General features: G+C 74.1%; 20 protein-coding genes and 1 pseudogene. 8 read left to right on the top strand and 13 right to left on the bottom strand.

Annotated elements, in window-relative coordinates:
• Positions 1–157 precede the first annotated feature (157 nt).
• Positions 158–1,024: a 16S rRNA (cytidine(1402)-2'-O)-methyltransferase gene (rsmI, locus tag A3CO_RS0119690; RefSeq protein ID WP_018333964.1), complete on the top strand. Its 867-nt coding sequence runs from the start codon at positions 158–160 to the stop codon at positions 1,022–1,024.
• Here rsmI and A3CO_RS0119685 read toward each other — a convergent pair.
• From A3CO_RS0119685 to A3CO_RS40440, 4 genes are read right to left on the bottom strand one after another with little or no spacing between them, the layout of a single operon-like run.
• Entirely contained in the window at positions 1,014–1,925 is a 912-nt protein-coding gene (locus A3CO_RS0119685; RefSeq protein ID WP_026204791.1) for an NADP-dependent oxidoreductase, read from the bottom strand. The two genes, rsmI and A3CO_RS0119685, sit on opposite strands and share 11 nt — an antisense overlap.
• A 29-nt stretch (positions 1,926–1,954) precedes the next feature.
• On the bottom strand, positions 1,955–2,416 hold the full coding sequence (locus A3CO_RS0119680) for an NAD(P)H-dependent oxidoreductase (RefSeq protein WP_018333962.1): 462 nt from the start codon (positions 2,414–2,416) through the stop codon (positions 1,955–1,957).
• Positions 2,413–3,216 (bottom strand): purine-nucleoside phosphorylase, encoded by an 804-nt coding sequence (locus A3CO_RS0119675; protein ID WP_018333961.1) that lies wholly within the window; start codon positions 3,214–3,216, stop codon positions 2,413–2,415. The genes A3CO_RS0119680 and A3CO_RS0119675 overlap by 4 nt, the downstream gene beginning before the upstream one ends.
• Before the next feature lie 26 nt (positions 3,217–3,242).
• Positions 3,243–6,143 (bottom strand): serine/threonine-protein kinase, encoded by a 2,901-nt coding sequence (locus A3CO_RS40440; RefSeq protein WP_018333960.1) that lies wholly within the window; start codon positions 6,141–6,143, stop codon positions 3,243–3,245.
• Between the two features lie 351 nt (positions 6,144–6,494).
• Between A3CO_RS40440 and A3CO_RS0119665 the strand changes: the two genes are divergently transcribed.
• Both A3CO_RS0119665 and A3CO_RS0119660 read left to right on the top strand, forming a co-directional pair.
• Entirely contained in the window at positions 6,495–7,718 is a 1,224-nt protein-coding gene (locus A3CO_RS0119665) for an amidohydrolase (RefSeq protein ID WP_051086028.1), read from the top strand.
• A gap of 147 nt (positions 7,719–7,865) precedes the next feature.
• Positions 7,866–10,397 (top strand): Tex family protein, encoded by a 2,532-nt coding sequence (locus A3CO_RS0119660; protein ID WP_018333958.1) that lies wholly within the window; start codon positions 7,866–7,868, stop codon positions 10,395–10,397.
• A gap of 120 nt (positions 10,398–10,517) precedes the next feature.
• Here A3CO_RS0119660 and A3CO_RS0119655 read toward each other — a convergent pair whose 3' ends face one another.
• Positions 10,518–10,985, bottom strand: coding sequence for a gamma-glutamylcyclotransferase family protein (locus A3CO_RS0119655; RefSeq protein ID WP_018333957.1), 468 nt, complete (start codon positions 10,983–10,985; stop codon positions 10,518–10,520).
• Between the two features lie 171 nt (positions 10,986–11,156).
• On the opposite strand from A3CO_RS0119655, the gene A3CO_RS0119650 reads away from it, so the two are divergent.
• A complete protein-coding gene (locus tag A3CO_RS0119650; protein WP_018333956.1) occupies positions 11,157–12,563 on the top strand; it encodes an NAD(P)H-quinone dehydrogenase in 1,407 nt (468 codons plus the stop codon).
• A gap of 68 nt (positions 12,564–12,631) precedes the next feature.
• Here the strand turns inward: A3CO_RS0119650 and glpK are convergent, their stop codons facing one another.
• Positions 12,632–14,134 (bottom strand): glycerol kinase GlpK, encoded by a 1,503-nt coding sequence (gene glpK / locus A3CO_RS0119645; protein ID WP_018333955.1) that lies wholly within the window; start codon positions 14,132–14,134, stop codon positions 12,632–12,634.
• Positions 14,135–14,173: 39 nt separating this feature from the next.
• The gene (locus tag A3CO_RS0119640) at positions 14,174–14,905 is read right to left on the bottom strand and encodes an MIP/aquaporin family protein (RefSeq protein ID WP_018333954.1); all 732 of its coding nucleotides are present in this window, start codon (positions 14,903–14,905) and stop codon (positions 14,174–14,176) included.
• 334 nt (positions 14,906–15,239) lie between these two features.
• Between A3CO_RS0119640 and A3CO_RS0119635 the strand changes: the two genes are divergently transcribed.
• Positions 15,240–16,961, top strand: coding sequence for a glycerol-3-phosphate dehydrogenase/oxidase (locus tag A3CO_RS0119635; RefSeq protein WP_026204790.1), 1,722 nt, complete (start codon positions 15,240–15,242; stop codon positions 16,959–16,961).
• Positions 16,962–17,611: 650 nt separating this feature from the next.
• On the opposite strand, the pseudogene A3CO_RS33275 reads toward A3CO_RS0119635, so the two are convergent.
• From A3CO_RS33275 to A3CO_RS0119620, 3 genes and pseudogenes are all read right to left on the bottom strand, one after another.
• A pseudogene (locus tag A3CO_RS33275) lies at positions 17,612–19,045 on the bottom strand (DHA2 family efflux MFS transporter permease subunit); the annotation flags it as partial.
• Positions 19,046–19,161: 116 nt separating this feature from the next.
• Positions 19,162–19,626, bottom strand: a complete 465-nt coding sequence (locus tag A3CO_RS36105; protein ID WP_018333951.1) for a DUF1707 SHOCT-like domain-containing protein — start codon at positions 19,624–19,626, stop codon at positions 19,162–19,164.
• Positions 19,627–19,708: 82 nt separating this feature from the next.
• Positions 19,709–21,511 (bottom strand): acetyl/propionyl/methylcrotonyl-CoA carboxylase subunit alpha, encoded by a 1,803-nt coding sequence (locus A3CO_RS0119620; protein WP_018333950.1) that lies wholly within the window; start codon positions 21,509–21,511, stop codon positions 19,709–19,711.
• Positions 21,512–21,754: 243 nt separating this feature from the next.
• Here A3CO_RS0119620 and A3CO_RS0119615 point away from each other — a divergent pair, with 243 nt between their 5' ends.
• Entirely contained in the window at positions 21,755–22,531 is a 777-nt protein-coding gene (locus A3CO_RS0119615) for a hypothetical protein (protein ID WP_157647719.1), read from the top strand.
• Here A3CO_RS0119615 and A3CO_RS0119610 read toward each other — a convergent pair.
• Both A3CO_RS0119610 and A3CO_RS0119605 read right to left on the bottom strand, forming a co-directional pair.
• The gene (locus A3CO_RS0119610; RefSeq protein WP_018333948.1) at positions 22,497–23,129 is read right to left on the bottom strand and encodes a Maf family protein; all 633 of its coding nucleotides are present in this window, start codon (positions 23,127–23,129) and stop codon (positions 22,497–22,499) included. The genes A3CO_RS0119615 and A3CO_RS0119610 overlap by 35 nt on opposite strands.
• Before the next feature lie 11 nt (positions 23,130–23,140).
• Complete coding sequence (locus tag A3CO_RS0119605) at positions 23,141–24,085, bottom strand: chymotrypsin family serine protease (protein WP_157647718.1); 945 nt, start codon at positions 24,083–24,085, stop codon at positions 23,141–23,143.
• A 147-nt stretch (positions 24,086–24,232) separates the two neighbouring features.
• On the opposite strand from A3CO_RS0119605, the gene A3CO_RS0119600 reads away from it, so the two are divergent.
• Positions 24,233–24,658 (top strand): hypothetical protein, encoded by a 426-nt coding sequence (locus tag A3CO_RS0119600; RefSeq protein ID WP_157647717.1) that lies wholly within the window; start codon positions 24,233–24,235, stop codon positions 24,656–24,658.
• Positions 24,655–25,146, top strand: coding sequence for a hypothetical protein (locus A3CO_RS0119595; RefSeq protein ID WP_018333945.1), 492 nt, complete (start codon positions 24,655–24,657; stop codon positions 25,144–25,146). The genes A3CO_RS0119600 and A3CO_RS0119595 overlap by 4 nt, the downstream gene beginning before the upstream one ends.
• A gap of 111 nt (positions 25,147–25,257) precedes the next feature.
• On the opposite strand, the gene A3CO_RS0119590 is transcribed toward A3CO_RS0119595, so the two are convergent.
• Positions 25,258–25,491: an acyl-CoA carboxylase epsilon subunit gene (locus A3CO_RS0119590; protein WP_018333944.1), complete on the bottom strand. Its 234-nt coding sequence runs from the start codon at positions 25,489–25,491 to the stop codon at positions 25,258–25,260.
• Positions 25,492–25,494 lie beyond the last annotated feature (3 nt).

Raw genomic sequence — 25,494 nt, 5'->3', positions numbered from 1 at the left:
GTCCCCGGTCGGGCGGCACGTCCCGCCCATGATCAACAGACCGTGAGCGGGCTCCGGGTCCCGGATCGAGCCCGCTGCGGGGCCGTTGATCACCGACGGACCGCGGCGGCCCGGGAGCCGGATCACTCCGCGCCCGGTGCGCCTAGGCTCGACCCCCGTGTCCGAGGACCTCTCCCGCCGCTCCGCTCGCCCGGAGGGCGGTGTCCTCCTGCTCGCCGCCACCCCGCTCGGCGACCCCGGCGACGCCTCGCAGCGCCTGAAGGACGCGCTCGCGACGGCGGACGTGGTCGCTGCGGAGGACACCCGGCGGCTGGGCCGGCTGACGGCCGCGCTCGGGGTGACGGTGACCGGCCGCAAGGTCAGCTTCTACGAGGACGTCGAGCGGGCCCGCATCCCGCGGCTGGTCGAGGACCTGCAGGGCGGGGCGACCGTCCTCGTCGTCACCGACGCCGGGATGCCCGCCGTGTCCGACCCGGGCTTCCGCCTGGTCGCCGCGGCCGTCGAGGCGGACGTGCCGGTGCGGTGCCTGCCCGGGCCGTCGGCGGTGCTCGCGGCGCTCGCCGTGTCCGGTCTGCCCACCGACCGGTTCTGCTTCGAGGGGTTCGCACCGCGCACCGACCACAAGCGCGACCAGTGGTTCACCGAGCTCGCCGACGAGCCCCGCACGGTGGTGTTCTTCGAGTCCCCGCGACGGCTAGGCAAGACGCTCCAGGTCGCCGCCCGGGTCCTCGGGCCCGACCGTCGCGCCGTGGTGTGCCGGGAGCTGACGAAGACGCACGAGGAGGTCCTGCGCGGCACCCTCGGCGAGCTGGCGGCGTGGGCCGGGCCCGACGTGCTGGGGGAGATCACCGTGGTCCTCGGCCCCGCTGTCCGGAAGGCCCCGGAGCCGGACGACCTCGCCGCCGAGGTCCTCGCCCTCGCCGCGGACGGACGGCGCCTCAAGGACGCCGCGAAGGAGGTCGGCACCGCGCACGGGGTGCCGACCAACGCCCTCTACGAGAGCGCGCTGCGGCTCAGGGGGTGACGACCAGCTTGCCGCTGACCGCGCCCGTCCGGTTGTCCTCCTGGGCCTGCGCGACCTGCTCGAGCGGGTAGACGACGACCTCCGGGGCCCGGAACGTGCCCGCCTCGAGCTGACCGACGAACTCGGCGAGCGACCCCTCCACGCTCCCGCCGGAGGAGAACGCGACCCCGTGGTCGGCGGCGTCGGGGTGGGCGATCGTGATGACGCGGTCGGGCGACCCGGCGAGCGCGACGAGGTCGGCGAGCGAGCCCTTTCCGGCGGCGTCGAACACGGCGTCCACGCGGTCGGTCACCTCCCGGACCCGGTCGACGAGGCCGTCGCCGTAGACCACGGGGGTGGCGCCGAGGGCACGGACGTCGTCCTGGTGCCGCTCGCTCGCGGTGCCGATCACCGTGATCCCGCGGGCGAGGGCGACCTGCGCGGCGACCACGCCCACGCCCCCCGACGCGCCGTGGACGAGGAGCACCTGCCCGGGAGACAGCGCGAGCCGCTCCAGCACCCGGTAGGCGGTGGCGACGATCGTGGCCAGGGACCCCGCGACCTCCCAGGACAGGGCGGCCGGCTTCGCCACGAGCGCGGTGACGTCGGCGAGGGCCTTCTCGGCCTGCGCCCCGCCGCTCGCCGCGCCCAGCACCTCGTCGCCCACCCCGAAGGCCGTGACGCCCTCACCGAGGGCGTCGACCGTGCCGGCGACGTCGAACCCCGGGACCACCGGGTGCTCCGGGGCCTCGGCGCCCGGGGTGAAGGCCCCCGTGCGCAGCTTCCAGTCCGCGGGGTTCACCGAGGCGGCGCGCACGGCCAGCCGCACCTGCCCCGGGCCCGGCTGCGGGTCCTCCCGCTCGACCAGTTCGAGGACCTCCGGCCCGCCGTAGCGGGCGTACTGCACGGCGCGCGATGTCATGCCCGCCCCAACCCTCGGAGCGGGCCCGCTCATTCCCCGCCGAGAGCCCGCAGGGCGACGGTCGCACCCAGTTCCCACGCGGCCTCGCGGTCGGCGGCGGTGGGGGCACCCGTCGTCGTGACCGTCGCCGCCGCCGTCACCCAGCCCAGGGCGCCGGTGATGCGCAGGACGTCGCGCACGGCGCCCGCCGTGTCGTCACCGCCGTGGACGTAGAGCCCGCACGGCAGGCCCGCCGTGTCCTGCAGCGCCGGGTAGTAGATCTGGTCGAGGAAGTGCTTGAGCGCACCGGACATCGTCCCGATGTTGGCCGGGGTGCCGAGCACGACGGCGTCGGCGGCGAGCAGGTCGGCCGCGCCCGCGGTGAGGGCCGGCCGGGTGACCACCTCGACCTCGCCCGGCAGCTCGTCGGTCCGCGCCCCGGCCAGCACCGCCTCCAAGAGCTCCTGGCAGGCCGGCGAGGGCGTGTGGTGGACGACGAGCAGCCGGGTCACGACATCGCCGCGGTGACGAGGCCCCGGAGGAGCTCGCCGGTGCGGGCGGCCGCGGCGTGCACCGCGTCGAGCACGGCGAGGTGGTCGATCTTCTCGGCGGTCGTGCCCGCGGCCGGGTTCGACACCAGGGCGATCCCGGCGACCCGCGCGCCCGCCGCCCGCGCGGCGATCGTCTCCAGCACCGTCGACATGCCGACCAGGTCGGCGCCGAGCGTGCGGAGCATCCGGATCTCGGCGGGCGTCTCGAAGTGCGGGCCGGGCAGGCCGGCGTAGACACCCTCGACGAGGCCGGGGTCCAGGTCGCGGGCGGCGGCGCGCAGCTCGGGGTCGTAGGCGTCGGTGAGGTCGACGAAGGCCGGCCCGACCAGTGGGGAGCGCGCGGTGAGGTTGATGTGGTCGGAGATCAGCACCGGCTGCCCGACCGTGTACGACGGGTCGATCCCGCCCGCCGCGTTCGTGAGGACCACCGTCGAGGCGCCGGCCGCGCAGGCGGTGCGGACGGCGTGGACCGCCTGGGCCTCGCCGTGGCCCTCGTAGAGATGGGTGCGGCCGAGCAGGACGAGCGCGTGCCCGCCCGCGATCGGTACGGACCGGGCGATCCCGCGGTGGTCCGGGGCGCCGAGCGGGGTGAAGCCGGGCAGCTCGGCGACCGGGACCTCGGCGGTGGGCTCACCGATGCCGTCGGCGGCGGGGCTCCAGCCCGAGCCGAGGACGACGGCGACGTCGTGACGGTCGATCCCGGTCCGGCGCGCGAGTTCGGCGGCGGCCTGGTCGGGGGTGCTGTGCTCGGGGGTGCTCATCGGAGCCTGGACCCTAGCGGGGCGGGTCAGACGGGCGGGGCGAAGCTGTCCGCGACGGCGGCGAACTGGGCCGGGGTGCCGCCCGCGTCGAGACTCGGGGCGGTCATCCGGACGACCCACAGGTCCGTGCCCGACGGGATCAGCCGGGTCCAGGTGGTGCGGTCGTCGAGCGCCGTCGACGGTCCGCTCTGCGTCCGGTACACGGTCTGCTGCACCGGCTCGCGGGCACCCGACCGCGCCGGGGCCACCTGCGTCAGCGGCTCCACCCGCACGCCGTCCGCGCCCACCCGGGCGGGGTCGGCGAGCAGGGCGGCGTAGTCCGCCACCGTCCGCGCGGGGAAGAACCCGACCAGCTTGTCGATGCGCAGCTCGCGGTTCGCGTCGTCGGAGACGTAGCGCACGACGATGTCGCCCCCCGGCTGCTGCAGCCGGAACTGCTGCCACGAGGCGGGGACGAGGGCGGTGAAGCCCATGCCCGTGCCGCTGTAGCGCGCGTTGTCGTCGGAGTGGACGACGAGCTGCTCGCCGTCGACCACGGGACCGTCCGGCGACAACGAGATCGAGAACGGCGCCTGCCCACCGACCAGTCGGGTCACGACGTACCCGCCCAGCAGGCCGGCGAGGGCCAGCACGATCACCAGCGCCACCACGACGACCCGCCGGCGCCGCTGCTGCTCGGGCGACGGACCGGTCGGTCGCGACGGGGCGAACGGCAGCGGACCCGGGTCCGGGGCGAGCGCCTGCGGCCCACCCGGGCGGCGGGGTCCGCCCGGCCCGGCCGGGTACGGCGGACGGCGGTGCGGCGGGGCGGGCGCCGGCCACGGGCCCGGCGTGGTCGGGCCGCGGCGCGGCGGCACGCGCGGGTTCACCATCGTCGTCTCGGCCGCCGACGGCGCGGGCACCGGCATGCCGCCCGACGGGGTCGACCGGGGCGTCCCGCCCGACGGCGTCGACGTCCGCGTCCGCGATCCCGACGACGGGTCGGGTCGCTCGGGCGCGTCGCCGGCCTTCGTGTCGCCGGCCTTCGAGTCGCCGGCCTTCGGGTCGGAGCCCGGTGCGTCGCCGTCCGTCGAGGTGTCCTTGCGGGCGGCGGCCGCGGCCGCCGCTGCCGCTGCTGCGGTGCCCGCGACGAGCGTGGTCCGCCCGCCGTCGAGGCCGCCCCGGGACTCCTCGGGCGTGTCCGGTGCGGCGGCCTCCTCGGGCGTGTCCGCTGCGACGGCGTCCTCGGCCGGGGTGGCGGCCGCGCTGTCGCCGGCACCGGCGCCCGTCGCGGGGGCGGACCCGGGGGCGTCGGCCGCCTCGGTCTCGTCGGCGTCGGCCTCGGAACCGGCCCCGGCCCCGGCCCCGGTCTCCGGGGCGACGTCCTCGGCCTCCGGCCCGGCGTCGCCGGTCGCGGTGCCGTCGCCCTCTGCTGCGGCGGGTGGGGCGGTCGCCTCGGCACGGTCCGGGTCCGCGGTGGCGTCGGCCTCGCCGTCGGGCGTCCCCGTCTCCGTGGCCGTCGATCCGGCAGCCGCGTCGGAGTCGGGGTCCGGCTCGGCTGCAGGTGCCTCCGCCTCGTCAGCCCCTGCGGTGCCGTCCTCCGCACCGCTCGTCACCGGCGCGTCGGCCGCGTCGGCGTGGTCCGCCGACGTTTCGTCCGGCTCGTCGTCGGCGGTTGCGTCGGCCTCGGCGGCAGGGGTGCCCTCCTCGGCGGCGTCCGTCCCGTCCGGCTCGGCCGCGTCGTCCGCGGCGACCTCGGGCGCGGCGGGGGAGTCCGCGCGCCCCTCCGCGGCCTCCTCGGCGGGGCGTGACTCCGGCTCCGCCGACGTGCCGGCCGCGGGCGTGTCGGGCGTGGCCGCCGGCGCCGCGTCGTCCGCCGCCGACCCACCCGAGCCGCTCGACCCGGCGTCGGGAACGGAGCGACCGGGAGCACGCAGCGGTGCCGTGCGGGGTGCCGGGCCGGGCTGCTCGGCGGGCACCTGCCCGTCGACGAGCGTGCCGCTGCGGCCGCGGGCGACCGGGATGAGGCCGGAGTGGTCGGCGGCGTCGGGCCGGGCGGGCGGCGGGGGGAGCCGGAACTCCGTCGTGGCGGGGGAGGGCGGCGCCGAGAGGATCGGGCCCTCCGGGTCGGCCATGAGCGGGCGCAGGCGGCGCCGGACGGCGGGCAGCGGCATCCGCAGCGTCGGGTCCTTGACCATCAGCCCGCGGATCACGTCCTGCACGGGGCCGTGGCCGGACGGGCGGGGCACGTCGCCGTGCACGACGGCGGACACGGTGGAGACCGGGTCGCCCGCGTCGTAGGGCGGCCGACCCTCCAGGCAGGCGTAGAGCGTGGCGCCGAGGCCCCAGAGGTCGGCGGGCGGGCCGACGGCACGCCCCATCGCGACCTCGGGGGCGATGTAGGGCGGCGAGCCCAGCACCGTGCCGGTCTGCGTCATCGAGGACTCGGCGGCGTTGCGGGCGATGCCGAAGTCGGTGAGCTTGATCTGCCCGTCCGTGCCGATGAGGACGTTGCCGGGCTTGACGTCGCGGTGGGTGATTCCGGCCCGGTGGGCGGTCATGAGGGCGGACGCGACGGCCGACCCGATCTCCGCGGTCTCGGCGGGGGTGAGCGTCCCCCGCTCGCCGATGTAGGAGGCGAGGCTGCGCGAGGGCAGCAGCTCCATGACGACGTAGGGCTCGGCGTTGACCTCGACGACGTCGTAGAGGGTGACGACGTTGGGGTGGCTGAGCATCGCGGTGGCGCGCGCCTCGCGCAGCGTCCGCTCCCGCACGATCGCCCGCTCGGACACGGGGACGAGGGAGAGCCGGACCTCCTTGACGGCCACGGGGCGGTGCAGGACCTCGTCGTAGGCCGACCAGACCGTGCCCATCGCGCCACGCCCGAGTTCGGAGTCCAGGCGGTAGCGCCCGACCAGGCGGCGGGTGTCGGCGGGGCGGGGACTCACCCCTCCATGATGGCGGCACCGCCGACCGTGGCCCCCGCCCCACCCGTCCGGTGGCACTCCGGCGCGGGGACGCGGGACGAACGGTAGGGCGCGCTCGGATCGTGTGCCGTACGACTCCGGACAACCGACCGCTCGTCCCGTTATTCGTCCGTACGGGGACCGCTGAGCCGGTGACCTGCGAGAACCGTCCGCTCGTCTCGTTACGGGACGGAGACGTGCGCCACTGACAGCAGCCCCGGGACCCCTCGGCGCGACCGCCCCGGACCGGGCTGAAGCCGCCGTTCGGGGGATGGATAGTGGTGGGCATCCGTCGCGGGGCGTGCCGTGCCGCGACCCGAGGAGGTGGAGACGGTGACGCTGCTGCAGACCCGCCCTGACGACCCGAGTGTGGTGGACCTCGGGGCGGGCACCGGCCCGCAGTGGCTGGACGCCTGGCTCGCCGAGCACTCCGCCGACCTGGTCGGTTGGCGCCGGGCGATCCACGCGCACCCGGAGCTGGCCCGCGCCGAGCGGGTCACCACCGACCTCTGCGCCAACGTGCTCCGCTCCGTCGGCCTGGCGCCGCGGCTGCTGCCCGGCACCGGCCTCGTGTGCGACATCGGCACCGGCCCGCGCACCGTCGCGCTGCGCGCCGACATGGACGCCCTGCCGCTGCACGAGCACGCCGACGTCCCGTTCGCCTCGCGCACCCCGGGCATCGCCCACATGTGCGGGCACGACGCCCACACCGCCGTGCTGCTGGGCGCCGGCGTCGCGCTCGCGTCGGTGGCCGACCGGCTGCCCGGCCGGGTCCGGCTCGTGTTCCAGCCGGCCGAGGAGGTCCAGCCGGGCGGGGCGCTCGACGTCATCGCCGCCGACGGCCTCGCCGGGGTCGACCGCATCTTCGCGCTGCACTGCGACCCGCGGCTGGAGGTCGGTCGGGTCGGCACCCGCGTCGGCCCGATCACCTCCGCCTGCGACATGCTCGAGCTGCGCCTCACCTCGCCCGGTGGGCACACCTCGCGCCCGCACCTCACCGCCGACCTGGTGCACGCGCTCGGCACCGTGATCACCGGCCTGCCCGACCTGCTGTCCCGCCGCGTCGACCCCCGCTCGGGCACGGTGCTCGTGTGGGGCCAGGTCGACGCCGGGCACGCCGCGAACGCGGTGCCCGAGGTCGGGACGCTGTCCGGGACGCTGCGCACCGCCCAGCACCAGACGTGGAACGAGCTCGAGCCGCTGGTCCGCCAGCTGGTGACGGCCCTGCTCGCCCCGACCGGGGTCGGCTACGTCCTGGAGCACCGCCGCGGGGTGCCGCCGGTGGTCAACGACGCCGTCTCGGCCGACCTGCTCGCGCGGGCCGCCGAGCGGGCAGTCGGGCCCGGCGCGGCGACCGACACCGAGCAGTCGTCGGGCGGCGAGGACTTCGGCTGGTACCTGGAGCACGTGCCCGGCGCCATGGGGCGCCTCGGCGTGTGGTCCGGCGAGGGCCCGCAGTCCGACATCCACCAGCCCACGTTCCAGCTCGACGAGCGCGCGCTGCCCGTCGGCGTGCGCACCATGGTGCAGGCGGCGCTGCTGTCGCTGGAGGGCTGAGGGTCCCCGCCCCGTGACAGCGGAGCGTCGTTGCTGTCATCCAGTGGCAGGGACGCCGCATCGTCGCCTCCGCCTGCCACACCCGATCCCGACGACGGGTCGCGGGGCCCGGCGAGGCTGTCGGTGGGGTGTTGCACGATGGCTCCCGTGACCGCGTCAGTCCCCGCCACGCTCCCGCCCGTCCCGAGCCGCATCGCCGCCGAGCTGGTGGTCGGCGAGGGGCAGGTCCGGTCCGCGATCGAGCTGCTCGACGGCGGGGCGACGGTCCCGTTCGTCGCGCGGTACCGCAAGGAGGCCACGGGCGGGCTGGACGACGCCCAGCTGCGCACACTGCACGAGCGCCTCGGGTACCTCCGCGAGCTCGAGGAGCGGCGGACCGCCGTCATCGACTCGGTGCGCGAGCAGGGCAAGCTCACCGACGAGCTGCACGCGCAGCTGCTGGGCGCGGAGACGAAGAGCCGGCTGGAGGACGTCTACCTCCCCTACAAGCCGAAGCGCCGCACGAAGGCCATGATCGCCCGCGAGGCCGGCCTGGAGCCGCTGGCCGACGGGCTCCTCGGCGACCCGACGGTCGAGCCGCGGGCCGCCGCCGCCGCGTTCGTCGACGCGGAGAAGGGCGTCGCCGACGCCGACGCGGCGCTCGAGGGCGCGCGGGCGATCCTCGTCGAGCGTCTCGCCGAGGACGCCGACCTCGTGGGTGAGCTGCGCGAGCGGATGTGGACGCGCGGCCGCCTGACGGCGGTGGTCCGCGAGGGCAAGGCGGACGACGCCGACGCCGCCAAGTTCTCCGACTACTTCGCGTTCGACGAGCCGTTCACCCGGCTGCCCTCCCACCGGATCCTCGCACTCCTGCGCGGCGAGACCGAGGAGGTCCTCCAGCTCACGTTCGACCCCTGCTCCCACGACGACGACGGCGACACCTCCGTCTACGAGGGGCGCATCGCCGCGGTGGCGGGCATCGCCGACCGCGGACGGCCCGCCGACCCGTGGCTGCTCGGCGTCGCGCGCTGGGCCTGGCGCACCCGCATCTCGTCGCGCCTCGCCGTCGACCTGCGGGTCCGACTGCGCGAGGTCGCCGAGGAGGGCGCCGTCGGCGTGTTCGCCGGCAACCTGCGCGACCTGCTGCTCGCCGCCCCGGCCGGCGCCCGCCCCACGATGGGGCTCGACCCGGGGCTGCGCACCGGCGTGAAGGTCGCGGTGGTCGACGGCACCGGCAAGGTGGTCGCGCACGAGACGATCTACCCTCACGTGCCCCGGAACCAGTGGGACGCCTCGCTCGCCACCCTCGCCCGGCTGGCGGCCGAGCACCGCGTGGAGCTGGTCGCGATCGGCAACGGCACCGCGAGCCGGGAGACGCACAAGCTCGCCGTCGAACTCGCCAAGCTGCAGACCGGGCTGATCCCGGCGATGGTCTCCGAGGCGGGCGCCTCGGTGTACTCGGCGTCGGAGGAGGCGTCGAAGGAGCTGCCCGAGCTCGACGTGTCCATCCGCGGAGCCGTCTCCATCGCTCGTCGCCTGCAGGACCCGCTCGCCGAGCTCGTCAAGATCGACCCGAAGTCGATCGGCGTCGGGCAGTACCAGCACGACGTCTCGGGCACGCTGCTCTCCCGGTCGCTCGACGGCGTGGTGGAGGACTGCGTGAACGCCGTCGGGGTCGACGTGAACACCGCCTCCGCCCCGCTGCTCCGCCGGGTCTCCGGCATCTCCAGCGGCCTCGCCACCACCATCGTCGGGTTCCGCGACGAGCACGGTCCGTTCGCGTCGCGGAAGGCGTTGACGAAGGTGCCGCGCCTCGGGGCGAAGGCGTTCGAGCAGTGCGCGGGCTTCCTTCGCATCCCCGACGCGCCCGACCCGCTCGACCGCTCGGGCGTCCACCCGGAGGCCTACCCGGTCGTGCGGCGGATCGTCGAGAAGACGGGCACGGACGTGGCGTCGCTGGTGGGCAACTCGTCGCTGCTCGGGCGGCTCGACCCCACCGACTTCACCGACGACACCTTCGGCGTCCCCACCGTCACCGACATCATCGCCGAGCTCGACAAGCCCGGCCGCGACCCGCGCCCGGCGTTCGAGACCGCCACCTTCGCCGAGGGCGTCGAGAAGATCACCGACCTGAACCCCGGGATGGTGCTCGAGGGCGTGGTCACCAACGTGGCCGCCTTCGGCGCGTTCGTCGACGTGGGCGTGCACCAGGACGGGCTCGTCCACATCTCGGCGATGTCGAAGGAGTTCGTGTCCGACCCGCGGGCGGTCGTCGGGCCCGGCGACGTGGTGCGCGTGAAGGTCCTCGAGGTCGACGTGCCGCGCAAGCGCATCTCGCTGACGCTGCGTCTCGACGACGAGCCGGGTGCCGGCTCGGGCGGCCGGGGCGGCGGCCGCGAGGGAGGTCGGCCGAACGGCGGGCGCGAGGGTGCTGGTCGGGACGGTGGTGGCCAGGCGCGGGGAGGCCAGGCGGGCCGTAGTGGTCAGGCGGGCCGTGATGGTCAGGCGGGCCGTGGTGGTCAGGCGGGCCGTGGTGGTCAGGCGGGCCGTGGTGGTCAGGCGGGTCGTGGTGGTCAGCAGCGCGGCGGGGACCAGCAGCGGGGCGGCCAGTCGAAGGAACGCGGCGGCGACCGCGACCGCCGGCCCGCCCCGGGCGGCGCGATGGCCGACGCCCTGCGCCGGGCGGGCTTCGACAAGTAGCCCGGCGCGCCATCCGCGAGAGTGACGTGGGGCAGGTTCGGGGCGCGCAGACCCTGTCTGGTGCAGCCCTCGCGGCGAGACGCACCCGCCCGACCTACCCCGACCCGCCGTCGGGAAGGGCTACATCGACGCGGAGCCCGGCCCGACCGACCGGCAGGGGCGTTCCCGCAGGGCCTGGACGTAGTCGTCCGGCGCCCCGGCGGCCTCGGCGGCGTCGGAGAGCACCCCGATGTAGCGGGCGGAGGGCAGGCCGCCCTCGTAGGCGTCGAGGACGTACACCCAGGCGAGCTGCGGGCCGTCCATCGTCTGGATGCGCAGGCGCAGCTTCTTGTGCATCCCGAGCTCGCCGCCCTCCCAGCGGTCGAGCTGGTCCACGTCGAGCGGGCTGACGTCGTAGAGCACCACGAAGACGCGGGACGCCGGGTCCTCGACCACGGTCGAGAGCGCACCCTCCCAGCCGAGGTCCTCGCCCCCGAAGGTGATCCGCCAGCCCTCGAGCCAACCGGTGCCCGAGACAGGCGAGTGGGGCGCGCGTTGCATCATCTGCGCGGGATCCATGTTCGACCCGTACGCGGCGTAGAGCGGCACGGCGCACAGGGTAGCCAGGAGTGGGCCGTTCGTTGTCAATGGTCGAGCTGCGTCGCACACGACGTCCCACACACGGGCACCTCACCCGACGGGCAGGATGGACCCTGTCCGGTCACCCCGGCACACACCACGCACCACCACCCCCACACCACCACGGAGGGACGTCCACCCATGACGCGCATCGTGATCCTCGGCGGCGGACCCGCCGGGTACGAGGCGGCGCTGGTCGCCGCACAGCACGAGGCCTCCGTCGTGCTCGTCGAGGAGGACAGCGTCGGCGGCTACTGCGTCGCGTACGACTGCGTGCCCTCCAAGACGTTCATCGCCTCGGCGGGTGTCCGCGCCGGCTTCCGCCGCAACGCCGACATGGGCATCGAGGTCGACGAGAGCGAGGCCGTCGTCGACCTGCCGCGGGTCAACGGCCGGGTCAAGGGCCTCGCACTCGCCCAGTCCTCCGACATCAAGGCGACGATCCAGCGCGCCGGGGTGCGGGTCGTCGACGGCCGGGGCCGCTTCCGCGCCGCGTCGGAGAACAGCGCCACCCACGACATCGAGATCACGCCGTCGCACGGCGGGGAGCCCGAGACGGTCACGGCCGACGTCGTGCTCATCGCCACCGGGGCCTCGCCCCGCGTGCTGCCCGACGCGGTCCCCGACGGCAGGCGCATCCTCACCTGGCGCCAGCTCTACGACCTCGAGGAGCTGCCCGAGCACCTCGTCGTCGTGGGTTCCGGGGTCACCGGCGCCGAGTTCGTGTCGGCGTACTCCGAGCTGGGGGTGCCGGTCACGCTCATCTCGAGCCGCGACCGCGTGCTGCCCCACGAGGACCCCGACGCCGCCGCGACGCTGGAGGAGGTCTTCACCGAGCGCGGCGTCACCATCGAGCCCCGCTCGCGCGCCGACAAGGTCGTGTCCACCGCCGACGGGGTGCGCGTCACGCTCTCCGACGGCCGCGAGGTCACCGGGTCGCACGCGCTCATGACGGTCGGGTCGATCCCGAACACCGCCGACCTCGGGTGCGACGAGGTCGGGCTGGAGCTGCGCGACACCGGCCACATCACCGTCGACCGCGTGTCGCGGACCTCCGTGCCCGGCGTCTACGCGGCGGGGGACTGCACCGGCCTGCTGCCGCTGGCCTCCGTGGCGGCGATGCAGGGCCGGATCGCGATGTGGCACGCGCTGGGGGAGGGCGTCTCCCCGCTGCGGCTCAAGACCGTCGCGTCGGCGGTGTTCACCCGCCCCGAGGTGGCGACCGTGGGCATCGGGCACAAGCAGGTCGAGTCGGGGGAGTTCGCGGCCCGCGAGGTGCTGCTGCCGCTGGGCACGAACCCGCGCGCCAAGATGCAGGGCCTGGACCGGGGCTTCGTGAAGATCTTCTGCCGGCCCGCGACCGGTGTCGTCATCGGCGGGGTGATCGTCGCGCCCGTGGCGAGCGAGCTCGTGCTCCCGCTCGCGATGGCGGTGCAGAACAACCTCACGGTGGACGACCTCGCCCACACGTTCTCGATCTACCCGTCGCTCTCGGGGTCGGTGACCGAGGCGGGCCGCCGCCTCATGCAGCACGACGACCTGGACTAGGTGGCTTCGCCCTGTGAGTACTTTTCCGTGCCCTGGCACGGATTACTACTCACAGGGCCGCAGGCCACCTACGCCCAGTCGAAGGTGCGCGTGACCGCCTTCTTCCACTGCTCGTAGAGCCGGTCGCGCTCGGCCGGGTCCATCGAGGGCTCCCAGACCTTGTCCTGCGCCCAGTTGTCGCGGATGTCCTGCTCGGAGGACCAGAACCCGACGGCGAGACCGGCCGCGTAGGCCGCGCCGAGGGCCGTCGTCTCCGAGACCACCGGGCGGACCACCTCGACGCCGAGCAGGTCGGCCTGGAACTGCATCAGGACCTCGTTGCCGACCATCCCGCCGTCGACCTTGAGCGTCGTCAGCGGGACGCCGGAGTCGGCGTTCATCGCGTCGATGACCTCGCGGGTCTGGAAGGCGGTGGCCTCCAGCACCGCCCGGGCGATGTGCCCCTTGTTCACGTAGCGGGTCAGACCGACGATCACGCCGCGCGCGTCGGAGCGCCAGTGCGGGGCGAACAGGCCGGAGAACGCGGGGACGATGTAGGCGCCGCCGTTGTCGTCGACCGCCTTCGCGAGGTCCTCCACCTCAGGTGCGGAGGAGATCATCCCCAGGTTGTCGCGCAGCCACTGCACGAGCGAGCCGGTCACCGCGATCGACCCCTCGAGTGCGTACACCTGCGGCTGGTCGCCGATCTTGTAGCAGACGGTGGTGAGCAGGCCGTTCTTCGACTCGACCTTCTCGGTGCCGGTGTTGAGCAGCACGAAGTTGCCGGTGCCGTAGGTGTTCTTGGCCTCGCCGACCTCCAGGCACGCCTGCCCGAAGGTCGCCGCCTGCTGGTCACCGAGGATCCCCGAGACCGGGACGTCGCGGAACGTGCCGCGCGCCCGGATGTTGCCGTAGGTCTCCGACGACGATCGGATCTCCGGCAGCATCGCCAGGGGGACGCCGATCTCCTCGCAGAGCTCCGGGTCCCACTCGAGGGTGTCGATGTTCATGAGCAGGGTGCGCGACGCGTTGGTCGGGTCGGTGACGTGCAGCCCGCCGTCGGTCCCGCCGGTGGCGTTCCACAGCACCCAGGTGTCCATCGTCCCGAACGCGAGCTCACCGCGCTCCGCCCGCTCCCGCGCGCCGTCGACGTGGTCGAGGATCCAGCGCGCCTTCGGGCCGGCGAAGTAGGTGGCGAGGGGGAGCCCGGTCTTCGCGCGGTAGCGCTCCGCGCCGCCGCCGAGCGCGCCGAGCTCGTCGCAGATCTCCTGCGTGCGGGTGTCCTGCCAGACGATCGCGTGGTGGATCGGCTCACCGGTCGCCTTGTCCCAGATGACCGTGGTCTCGCGCTGGTTGGTGATGCCGACGGCGGCGATGTCGGAGGCGTCCAGGTCGGCGCGGGCGAGCGCCCCACCGCAGACCTGGCGGGTGTTGCCCCAGATCTCGGCGGCGTCGTGCTCCACCCAGCCGGCCTTCGGGAAGATCTGCTGGTGCTCGAGCTGGTCGACGGCCACGACCCGACCCGAGTGGTCGAAGATCATGCACCGCGTCGAGGTGGTGCCCTGGTCGATCGCCGCGACGTACTGGGTCATCGAGCCTGCTCCTCTTCGGGTCGGGGTGGGGCGATGGTGTCAGCTGGCGTGGGGCAGGACGAGGGACAGCAGGCCCGCGAGGACCGCTCCGAGGAACGGGCCGATGATCGGCACCCAGGAGTAGCCCCAGTCGGCGGTGCCCTTCCCGGGGATCGGCAGCACCGAGTAGGCCACCCGGGGCCCGAGGTCGCGGGCCGGATTGATGGCGTAGCCGGTGGGGCCGCCGAGCGCCGCGCCGATCCCGACGACGAGCGCGGACACCGCGGCGTAGTTCGCCGGCGACTTGTACGGCCCGACGAGGATGAACAGGACCAGGAAGAAGGTCGCGATCGTCTCGCTGGTCAGGTTCCACACCGGGCTCTTCAGCGGCGGGTTGGTCGAGAAGATGCCGACGGTCCCCTCGTTGTTCTCCGCGTTCGCGTCGAACTGGAGCTTGTACATCAACCACGCGAGGGTCGCGCCCACGAACGCCCCCAGGAACTGGCCGATGAGGTAGAAGGGCACGAGGCCCCAGGAGACCTTCCCGGCGATCGCGAGGCCAATCGTCACGGCCGGGTTGATGTGACCACCCGTCGCGTCGGCGATGCTCGCGCCAGCGAGGACACCGACGCCCCAGCCGATGACGATCAGTACCCAGTGCGAGGTGTCCCCGTCGGCGTTGGACCGCGGGAGGATCACGTTCGCGACGACCCCGACACCGAAGAGGAGCAGCGCGGCCGTCCCGAGGAACTCCCAGAGGATGATCTCGCCGCCACTGAGCGTCGGAGTCACGTCGACCTCCCCCGTCGTGCCCTCGACGAGGCCCGGTCCGCGCCGACGAGCGCGGCGGACGCTAGTCGTGCATGTCACATGTGTCTATGGTCTTCCGGCCCGACGGAAGCGCTTTCCCGACGCCGGGTCGGTGCATCCCGGGGGTAGCGGCGCGCGGGTAGCGTGGGTGGCTCCGGTGCGGGGCACTCCCCGGACGTTGCCGCAGGTGACGACGGGTGAACACCTGTTGCGCCGCACGGAGCAGAGGCCTGACACCGAACGTACGAGGAGGCCCGACGTGGCTGCGAAGTCCGCGAACGGAGGCGGCGCCCCGGAGGCCGAGTCGCTCGACGCCGTGACCGAGCCCGCGCGGCTCGGACCCGCCGAGCGGGCCCGGTCGTGGGAGCGGCTGCGGAACGAGACGTTCGACGTCGTCGTCGTGGGCGGCGGCGTGGTGGGCGTGGGCGCCGCGCTCGACGCCGCGACCCGCGGCCTCTCGGTCGCCCTCGTCGAGGCGCGCGACCTGGCGGCGGGGACCTCGAGCCGGTCGTCCAAGCTCTTCCACGGCGGCCTGCGCTACCTCGAGCAGCTCGACTTCGGGCTGGTCCGGGAGGCGCTGTTCGAGCGCGAGCTCAACATGACCCGCCTGGCACCGCACCTGATCAAGCCGGTGCCGTTCCTGTACCCGCTGACCCACCACGTCTGGGAGCGTCCGTACGTGACGGCCGGTGTCACGCTCTACGACACGATGGGCGGCAAGAGTTCGCTGCCCAAGCAGAAGCAGCTGACCCGCTCCGGGGCGCTGCGCATGGCGCCCGCCCTCAAGCGCGACGCCCTCGTCGGCGCGGTGCGCTACTACGACGCGCAGGCCGACGACGCCCGCCACACCATGATGGTGGGCCGCACCGCCGCCCAGTACGGCGCCGTGGTGCGCACCTCGACCCAGGTCGTCGACTTCATCCACGAGGTCGACCGGATCGCCGGGGTCCGCGTCCGCGACGTCGAGACCGGCGACGAGGCGAACGTGCGCGCGCACGTCGTCGTCAACTGCACGGGCGTCTGGACCGACCAGATGCAGCACACCGCGGGCACCCGTGGCCGGTTCAAGGTCAACGCCTCGAAGGGCGTCCACTTCCTCGTCGCCCGCGACAAGATCCCCTCGGACGTGGGCATGATCCTGCGGACCGAGAAGTCGGTCCTGTTCGTCATCCCGTGGCGCAACCACTGGATCGTCGGGACCACCGACACAACGTGGCGGCTCGACCTCGCCCACCCGGCGGCGACCCGCCACGACATCGACTACCTGCTCGAGCACATCAACCGCGTGCTGGTCACGCCGCTGTCCCACGACGACATCGAGGGTGTCTACGCCGGGCTGCGGCCGCTGCTCGCCGGCGAGAGCGAGGAGACCTCCAAGCTCTCGCGCGAGCACGCCGTCTCGCGGGTGATGCCGGGGATGGTGTCGATCGCGGGCGGCAAGTACACGACCTACCGCGTGATGGCCAAGGACGCCCTCGACCTCGCGGTCCAGGACATCCCGACCCGTGTCGCCCCGTCGATCACCGACCGGGTGCCGCTCATCGGCGCCGACGGCTACTTCGCGCTGGTCAACCAGGCCGAGCACATCGGCCGGCAGTACGACCTGCACCCGCACCGGGTGCGGCACCTGCTCGACCGCTACGGCTCCCTGCTCCACGGCCTGCTCGCGATGACCGAGGACGACCCCTCGCTCCGCGAACCGGTGCCGGGCTCGTCCGACTACCTGCGCGTCGAGATCGCCTACGCCGTGGCGTACGAGGGCGCGCTGCACCTCGACGACGTGCTCACCCGCCGGACCCGCATCTCTATCGAGTACGCCCACCGTGGCGTCGACTCGGCGGAGTCGGTGGCGGACCAGATGGCCCCGCTGCTGGGGTGGAGTACCGAGACCCGCGACGAGGAGGTCCGGTCCTACGTCGAGCGGGTCGAGGCGGAGCGGCGATCGCAGACGGTGGAGACCGACGAGGAGGCCGACAAGCTGCGCCTCGCCGCCCCCGACCCGCGCCGGGAGCAGCTCGCTCCGCTCGGGACGGGCTGAGTTCGGCGTCAGGCCGTTCGCGAGGGTGACGTGGGGCAGGTTCTGGGGCTTGCCGATCTGGCTGGTGTCACTCTCGCCGTGCGCGTCCCGGTGCGTCAGCTCTGCGACGTGACCGACTCCGGGTCGCGGGCGTCGTCGGCCAGCGGCTCCGACCCGACGAGGGTGACGTCGTGGCGCAGCTCGGTGTCGTGCCCGCCGGCGACCACACGATCGGCCCGCGGGGCGTGCCCGGGCGCCGAGACCACGACGAGCCACGCACCCGAGGCCGGTAGCGACAGGTCGTAGGAACCACCCTCGGTGTCGACCCGGCCGTGCTGGACCCCGTGCTCGTCGACGAGCGTCACGACCGCCTCGCCCGCCCGCGCGAGCTCGACGCGTCCGACGACCCGCGGCCACGGGCGGGACCCGGTGCCCGACGCGGTGCCGGACGTGCCCGACGCCGCCGGGCCGTTCGACCCGGAACCGTTCGACTCGGCGCCGTACGACCCGGCGACGTTTGAACCAGCACCGTTCGACCCCGGGCTCACCGACCCGGTCGCGACCGGGAGAGGGCCGGTGCTGTCGCCGTGGCCGGCCGACGCGGAGTCCGCCCGCGGGTCGGCGCCCGGAGCGTCCGCGGCCGTCTCGAGGTCGTCCGAGGTCACGATGCGGCGCGGGAGGAAGAACGACACGACGAAGGCGAGCACGCCGACCACGCCGGCCGCCATGAACCCGGTCCGGAGACCCTGCGCGTCGGGGGAGCCGCTCGCGGTGGCCGACGCGATGGCCGAGATCGTGACGAACGCGGCCGTGCCGAACGCGCCCGCCACCTGCTGCAGCGTCGCGAGGATGGCGCTGCCGTGGGAGTAGAGCGGCCCGGGCAGGACCGCCAGCGACGACGTCATCAGCGGCGTCATCATCAGACCGAGGCCCGCCATGAGCACCATGTGGATGACGATGACCAGCCACAGCGGCGACGCCGCGCTGAGCGAGGCGAACCCCCACAGCGAGGCCGCCATGGCGAGCGCGCCCGGGATGACCAGCGGTCGGGCGCCGAAGCGGTCGAACAGCGCCCCCACCGGCCGGCCCAGCAGACCGAGCACCAGACCACCGGGGAGCACCGCGAGCCCCGTGATGAACGTGCCCTGGTTCAGCACCGTCTGCAGGTAGAGCGGCAGCAGGATCGCGGCGGCACCGAGCAGCGCCATGAACAGCAGCGCCGCGAGGATCAGCGACACCACGAAGGTGCGGTGGGTGAAGGGCCGCAGGTCGAGCAGCGCGGCCTCCCGCTTCTGCAGGGCCAGCTGACGCCCGACGAACAGCACGAGGCTGACCGCGCCGATCACCAGCGGGATCCACGGGGCCACGTGCGGGCCGGACCCGCCGGACTCCCCGATCGCGGAGAAGCCGTAGAGGATGCCTCCGAAGCCCAGGGCCGAGAGCAGCACCGAGAGCACGTCGAGCGGGACGGACCGCGTCTGCGAGGGCAGCCGCATGAGGGCGGCCCCGAGCAGGAGCGCCAGCAGCGCGAGCGGCAGCACGATCCAGAACATCCACCGCCAGCTGAGCGACGCCAGGACCGCCCCGCCGATGGTCGGGCCGATGGCCGGCGCCACGGCGATGACGATGGAGATCGTTCCCATCATCGAGCCGCGCTTGTGCTCCGGCACGAGCCGCATCACCGAGGTCATCAGCAGCGGGATGATCAGCGCGGTGCCGCACGCCTGCACCACGCGGCCGACGAGCAGCACCCCGAAGCCGGGGGCGAGCGCACTGACGAGCGTGCCGAGGCTGAACAGCGTCAACGACGCGAGGAACACCTGGCGCGGGGTGAAGCGCTCGAGCAGGAAGCCCGTCGTCGGAATGACGACGGCCATCGTCAGGAGGAAGCCGCTGGTCAGCCACTGCACGGTGGTGGTGGAGACCCCGAGGTCCCGCGTCAGGTCGTTCAGCGCGACCGACAGGATCGTCTCGTTGAGGATCATGACGAACGCGGAGACGACCAGGACCGCGATCACCACGCCGGCGCGCGTGCTCCCGGGATCGGGCGCGGCGGGATCGTCGGTCGCCGCGGGGGCGTCCGGTGTGGTCGGAGCCGTGGCCATGGGGTGACGCACCTTTCCGGGGGCGGGCTGTCGGGGCGGCCGGCGTCGGTGCCGTGCCTCCAGGTAACCACGGACCCCTGACAACGTCCGACCGCTTTACCTGAGGACGACTCGATTCACCCGCCGTGACGGTGCCCGAGGTAGGCGAGGACCCCGATCGCGACGGGGACCAGCAGGAAGAGCTGCGGGAACCGCAACCCGGTCACGAGGAACAGGACGAGGGCGATCGCCGGCGCGAGCGCGGACAGCAACCCCGCGTGCCGGCCGAGCCGTGCCCCGAGCGGGGCGACGAGCTCGGGCAGGTCCTCCCGGTCCGGCGCCCGCGTCGGCGGGGGCGGCGGGGGCGGCGGGGACCCACCCGCCGGCACCGACCCGACGTCGGGAACGGGGTGGGGGTAGGCCGGGTGCGGGGCCGGGAGGTCGGTGAACAGCGCGTCGAGCTCGGAGCGGAACCGGGCGGTCGAGGCGACCGCCGAGCGCTCGGCGTACTCGCCCGGCTCCAGGCGACCCTCGCGGAGGTGCTCGTCGAGCGCGGCCATCGCGAGCTCCCGCTCCCGGTTGCCGATCCGCAGTTCACCCACGGATTCACGATAGGCCGCGCCCGACGATGTGGCTTTCCTGGCGCTGGGTGCAAGCAATGACGCATTGCTTGCACCGGAGGTGCTAGTCGGCGATCTCGCAGATCACCGCGCCCTGGTTCACCGAGGCGCCGGCCTCGACGGACAGGCCGGTCACGGTGCCGCCCTTGTGCGCGGTCACGGGGTTCTCCATCTTCATCGCCTCGACGACGACGATCTGGTCGCCCGCGGCGACGGTGTCGCCCTCGGAGACCGCGACCTTCACGACGGTGCCCTGCATCGGCGAGGTGACCGCGTCGCCGGAGACCTTGGCGCCGCCGCCGGAGCGCTTGCGCGACTTCTTCTTGTCCGAAGCCGACGCGCGGGGCGCGGCTCCCCCTCCCAGCGCCAGGTCACCGGGCAGCGAGACCTCGAGGCGCTTGCCGCCGACCTCGACGACGACGGTCTGGCGCGGGGCCGGCTCGTCCTCGTCGTCGCCCACACCCTCGGCCACATAGGGCTCGACGGTGTTGTTCCACTCGGTCTCGATCCACCGGGTGTGCACGGTGAACGAGGAGGCGCCTTCGGGGGCGGTGAAGGCGGGGTCGGTGACCACGAGGCGGTGGAACGGGATCACCGTCGGCAGGCCCTCGACGACGATCTCCGACAGCGCGCGCCGTGAGCGTTCCAGGGCCTGCTGGCGGTCGGCGCCGGTGACGATGAGCTTGCCGACCATGGAGTCGAACTGGCCGCCGATCACGCTGCCGGACTCGACACCGGCGTCGACCCGCACGCCCGGCCCGGACGGGGCCACGAACGTCGTCACCGTCCCGGGGGCGGGCAGGAACCCGCGGCCGGCGTCCTCACCGTTGAGCCGGAACTCGATGGAGTGCCCGCGCGGCTCGGGGTCCTCGGTGATCTGCAGGTGTTCGCCGTTCGCGATGCGGAACTGCTCGCGCACCAGGTCCAGGCCGGAGGTCTCCTCGGAGACCGGGTGCTCGACCTGCAGCCGGGTGTTGACCTCGAGGAAGGAGATGGTGCCGTCCTCGCCGACGAGGAACTCCACCGTCCCGGCGCCGGAGTAGCCGGCCTCGAGGCAGATGTCGCGGGCCGAGGTGTGGATGCGCTTGCGCTGCTCGTCGGTCAGGAACGGCGCCGGGGCCTCCTCGACGAGCTTCTGGTGGCGGCGCTGCAGCGAGCAGTCCCGGGTGCCCACGACGATGCAGGTGCCGTGCTGGTCGGCCAGGACCTGGGCCTCGACGTGGCGGGGCTTGTCGAGGTAGCGCTCGACGAACGACTCGCCGCGGCCGAACGCCGAGACGGCCTCGCGGACCGCGGCGTCGAACATCTCGGCGATCTCGGAGCGTTCGCGGGCGACGCGCATGCCGCGGCCGCCGCCGCCGAACGCGGCCTTGATCGCGACCGGCAGGCCGTGCTCGTCGGCGAAGGCGATGACCTCGTCGGCGTCGGCGACCGGGTCCTTCGTGCCCGGCACCAGCGGCGCCCCGGCGCGTTCGGCGATCTTGCGGGCGGTGACCTTGTCGCCCAGGTCGCGGATGGCCTGCGGGGACGGCCCGATCCAGATCAGGCCGGCGTCGATGACGGCCTGGGCGAAGTCGGAGTTCTCCGAGAGGAACCCGTAGCCGGGGTGGACGCCGTTCGCGCCGGACTCCTTCGCCGCCGCGATCAGCTTGTCGATGTCCAGGTAGGACTCCGCGGCGGTCTGCCCGCCGAGGCCGTAGGCCTGGTCGGCGATCCGCACGTGCGGGGCGTCCCGGTCCGGGTCGGCGTACACCGCCACACTCGTCAGGCCGGCATCCCGGCACGCACGCGCCACCCGCACGGCGATCTCGCCACGGTTGGCGATCAGCACGGTGTGCAGGGCGTCCTGCTGAGCCTGCGGAGCCATCGGTGGAGCCTCCCGGGGGGCGTCGCGTCGTTGCGGGCGTGGATCGCGCGCAGTGTAGGGCCGCTGCGCGCGGAAGATCGATCGTGTGGAGCGCGAACGGTCGGGCGTGACCGTTCCTGGGACTCTCCCGCACCGCACGCCCCCGCGACACCGCGTCCCGCGTGGTCATGGCCACAGCCCGGCGCCTCGGAGGTGACGGGCGGTGGCCGACCCCCGCAGGCCGGTCGCTACCGTCGTCCACCGATGACCGAGCGCGGACGATGGTGGGGACCCGCGGTGGCCGTGTGCGCGTCCGTCGCGGCCCTGGCCGGGACGGTGGCCGCAGTCGCGACGGCGGCGGGTGCGGATTCCGAGGCCGCGCGGCGGACCGAGGACCGGACGACGGCCGCAGGGCCCGTCTCGCCGGTGGCCTCACCCGCCGTCGCGACGCCGACCGCCCCCGCGGTGACCACCCGCCCCGGGCGTGCGGGCGACCCGACGCTCGGTGCCACCGTGGCCACGGAGCCGGGGTGGACGACCGCCCGCAGCCAGGACCTCGTGCCGGTCACCCCCGGTCGGTTCCCCACCGTCCTGACGCTCGCGGACCGCGCCACCGTCCTGCTCGGGCGGCTCGACCCGGCCCGCAGCGGCGACGACGCGCTGGCGCAGGAGGCCCGCCGGCTGGTCGGGGCGTTCGCCGACGGGGTGCGGGGCGAGGGGACCGGTCGCATCGCCACCGTCTCCGACGCCGCGTCCACCCTGGACGGCCGCGACGCCTTCACGTCGGTGCGCCGCGTCGCGGACGGGACGCTGGTGCGGGTCACGACCGTCGCGGCCACCCGCGGCGAGCCGGGGCTGGTGCTGCTCGCGGTCGCGGCGCCCGGCCGGACGCAGGGCGCCGACGCGACCGCGGCCGACCGCGTCGTCCGGTCGCTCTCCTCGACGGGGGCCACCACCCCCGGGCGCGCGGCCGTGCCGCCGGCGTCGGCCACCCGGGGCGCGCGGGTCACCCCGCCGTCGGCGTCCGCCACAGATCGCTGACCTCCACGCCGAGCTCGGCGAGCAGCCGCCGTACGAGCGGCAGGCTGATACCGATGACGTTCGACGGGTCGCCCTGGATCCCCTCGACCAGCCAGCCGCCGAGCCCGTCGAGGGTGAAGGCGCCCGCGACGGCCAGCGGCTCGCCCGACGCCAGATAGGCCTCCAACTGCGCGGGGGTCGGCTCGGCGAACGTCACGAACGTCGTCGCGTGGCCGGAGATCTCGGCCTCGACCACGCCGCCCCGCAGCCGCACGAGGGCATGCCCGGTGACGAGCTCGCCGTGGCGGCCCGCCATCCGTTCCCAGCGCGCCCGGGCGTTCTCCGCGGTGTGCGGCTTGCCCACCAGCTCACCGTCGATCTCGAGCATCGAGTCGCACCCGATGACGACGACGTCGTCCTCCTCGGCCGGCACCTGGCCGGCCACCGCGCGGGCCTTCTCGACGGCGAGGGCGGTGACCTTCTCCGCGGCGGTGGCGTCGCCGAACCCCGCCAGCAGCGCGTCCTCGTCGACCGCGGAGACGATGACGTCGGGGTCCACCCCCGCGGCGCGCAGCACACCGAGGCGGGCGGGGGACGCGGAACCGAGCACGAGGCGCACGGGCCGCGACCCTACGGGCCGCCTCCGGCCGCAGGCGCATTCCGGCGCGTCGAGCCGTTCGCTGCGGCGGCGGTCTTCGACGGATCGGTGAACGAGATGTCGAGTTCGCGGGCCACCGCAGTGAGGTCGACAGCCCACGCGCGCTCGGCGGCGGGATCGGGATCGGCTTCCCCGGCCACATGCAGGCCGAGTCCGACCTCGGGTCGCTCGGCCACCGCCCAGATCGCACCCGAGTCGCCCTCACTGCTGATCTCGCCGCCCGGCAAGGCTGGACCGGCGGGATCCGGCACGACGGAGAAGCCCTTCTCGGACACACCGTCGACGATCCCGCTGGTCGTCCCCGTCGTGCGGCCGGACTTGGTGACGACGGTGCCTACCAGTGCGCTGTCGAGTTCGCTGATGCCGACCGCCCGTCCGGCGATCGCTGTCGTGAAGCCGCGTGGCCCGTGCAGCGTCGCGACTGCGGCGTCGACGCTGCGGGCGACCCGGGAGACGACCGCGACCTCGTCCCCGCCCTCGGGCTGGGTGATCTGATCGCCGGGCCCGCCGTCGAGCCCGCAGAGGACGTGACGCGCGGAGAGCAACATCGGAGCGCCGGTCGCCCGATCGAACACGATCGCGCCCAGCGTGCCGACGCCGAACGCATGCACCGCATTGGTGATCGTGATCCCGCCCAGCAGAGGATCCACCCGGTCGTCGGCCGACAGGTGCGGGCGCGGCCGTGTCACGAGTACGTCGAGCGGGCGCCCGTCGAGGTCGACCGGGCCCGGCGGGTCGGGGAGCTTCTCGTCGACGTGGATCCGTAGCGCGAGCCGCCCCGACGGTCGTCCCGAGCGGTATTCGAGGCCCACGTCGACGTGGTGGACCCCAGGACGGGCACGCAACGTCAGTCCGTGCCGCTCCAGCGCCTCGAGCCATTCCCGTTGGACGGCTCGCGTCACCGAGAATGCGTTCATGGCGCCTCCCGCGATTTCCGCAAGGGTGGCACGGGTGCGCGCCCGCGGCAATCTCGGCAACAGACCGTGAGTGGGATTCTGCGCAGCGTGATGCAGTAGTAGAGTTCGCTCGATGCCGTAGTTCGACGAGTCGAATGGACGATTCGGGTGGCGGTCGAATCCGCCATTCTGATCGGCGCAGACCGGCGGGCCGCGCCGGCACGTCCCCGAGGAGCTTCGATGAACGGTCAGTCACGCCAAGGGACGCCGGACGACGAGATCACCGACGTCGGGATCGACGCCTTCGCCGCCACGATGAAGTTCGTCGCGAATCACGACCTCTGGGACGAGGCGCGTAAATATCTCGCGGACGACGGCGTGACAGCCATTCCGGTCGGCAGCGTCGGAATACGCACGTTCAAGCGACTCGTCGCAGAGGAACTGCTCGGGAACGACCGCGTGCAGGGACGATCGGCCGAGCAGGCATCGATGATCGCCGAGTGCGGGTGCGCCCACGGGTCCCAGGGCAGCAAGGGCGCGGAGTTCCCCACGACCACCACTGACGCGGGAACCGACGCCGGGACGCCGCAGTGACATGCGGGGCGGACGAGCTCGACGCCCTGCTCGCCGATCGACCCGCAGCCACCCGCACCGTCCCGGTGGACGTCGACGTCTTCCACGCCTCGCAACGGGACCGTCGCGGCTCTCTGCGGCGGATGACCGAGGAGGAGGACGCCGAGCTCGCCGCCCACCTGGACGTGCCGGTGGCGGCGCTGGCCGGCCCGTTCCACGCGGTGGACCGGACCTGCACCTCGTGCGGACGTCGTGTGACCTTCCTCGACTTCGTCTGCACCGCCACCGCCGATGGTCACCACCTGCTCGGTGAGCTCCGAGCGGTACTCACCGGGAGCCGCGGCTGCTGGATCACGGTGCGCGGCCGCGATGGCGGACGACCGGCTCGATGCGCGGAATGCGGCACGGCGATCCCGCTCGTCGCGACCGAGGAGCTCCCCGACGAACCCGGGGTGCTCGCGTCCGGCGACTATTCGGAGTACTCGTCGAGCACGTACGCCTACGTCTGAGGGACACGCCTCGGGCCGACGGCTCTCATCGGGGTGGCCGCGCGCCGCGACCATGTGGCGTGACTGGTGCCCAGTGACAGCAATGACGCACTGCTGTCACCCGGGAGGGCCTCAGCGCGGCAGCGCCGACGCCCGCCACGCGCCGGGACCCGGGTGCACCGGACGCCGGACCAGGGCCGACCGCTCGGTCCACACCGAGGTCGGGCCGGCCTCCGGCTCCGCGCCGCCCCCGCCGGAGGCCGCCGCGAGCACGGCGGTCAGCGCGGCCAGCTCCTCGGGCGAGGGGTCGCCCCGGACGATGCGCAGCACCGGCCGGGCCGGTGCCTCCTCCTCGGGGCCGGTCACAGC

The sequence above is a fragment of the Actinomycetospora chiangmaiensis DSM 45062 genome, from assembly GCF_000379625.1.
Lineage (GTDB): Bacteria > Actinomycetota > Actinomycetes > Mycobacteriales > Pseudonocardiaceae > Actinomycetospora > Actinomycetospora chiangmaiensis.
Note: the sequence above shows the minus strand (reverse complement) of the source record. Positions and strands in the feature narration are given on the sequence as shown.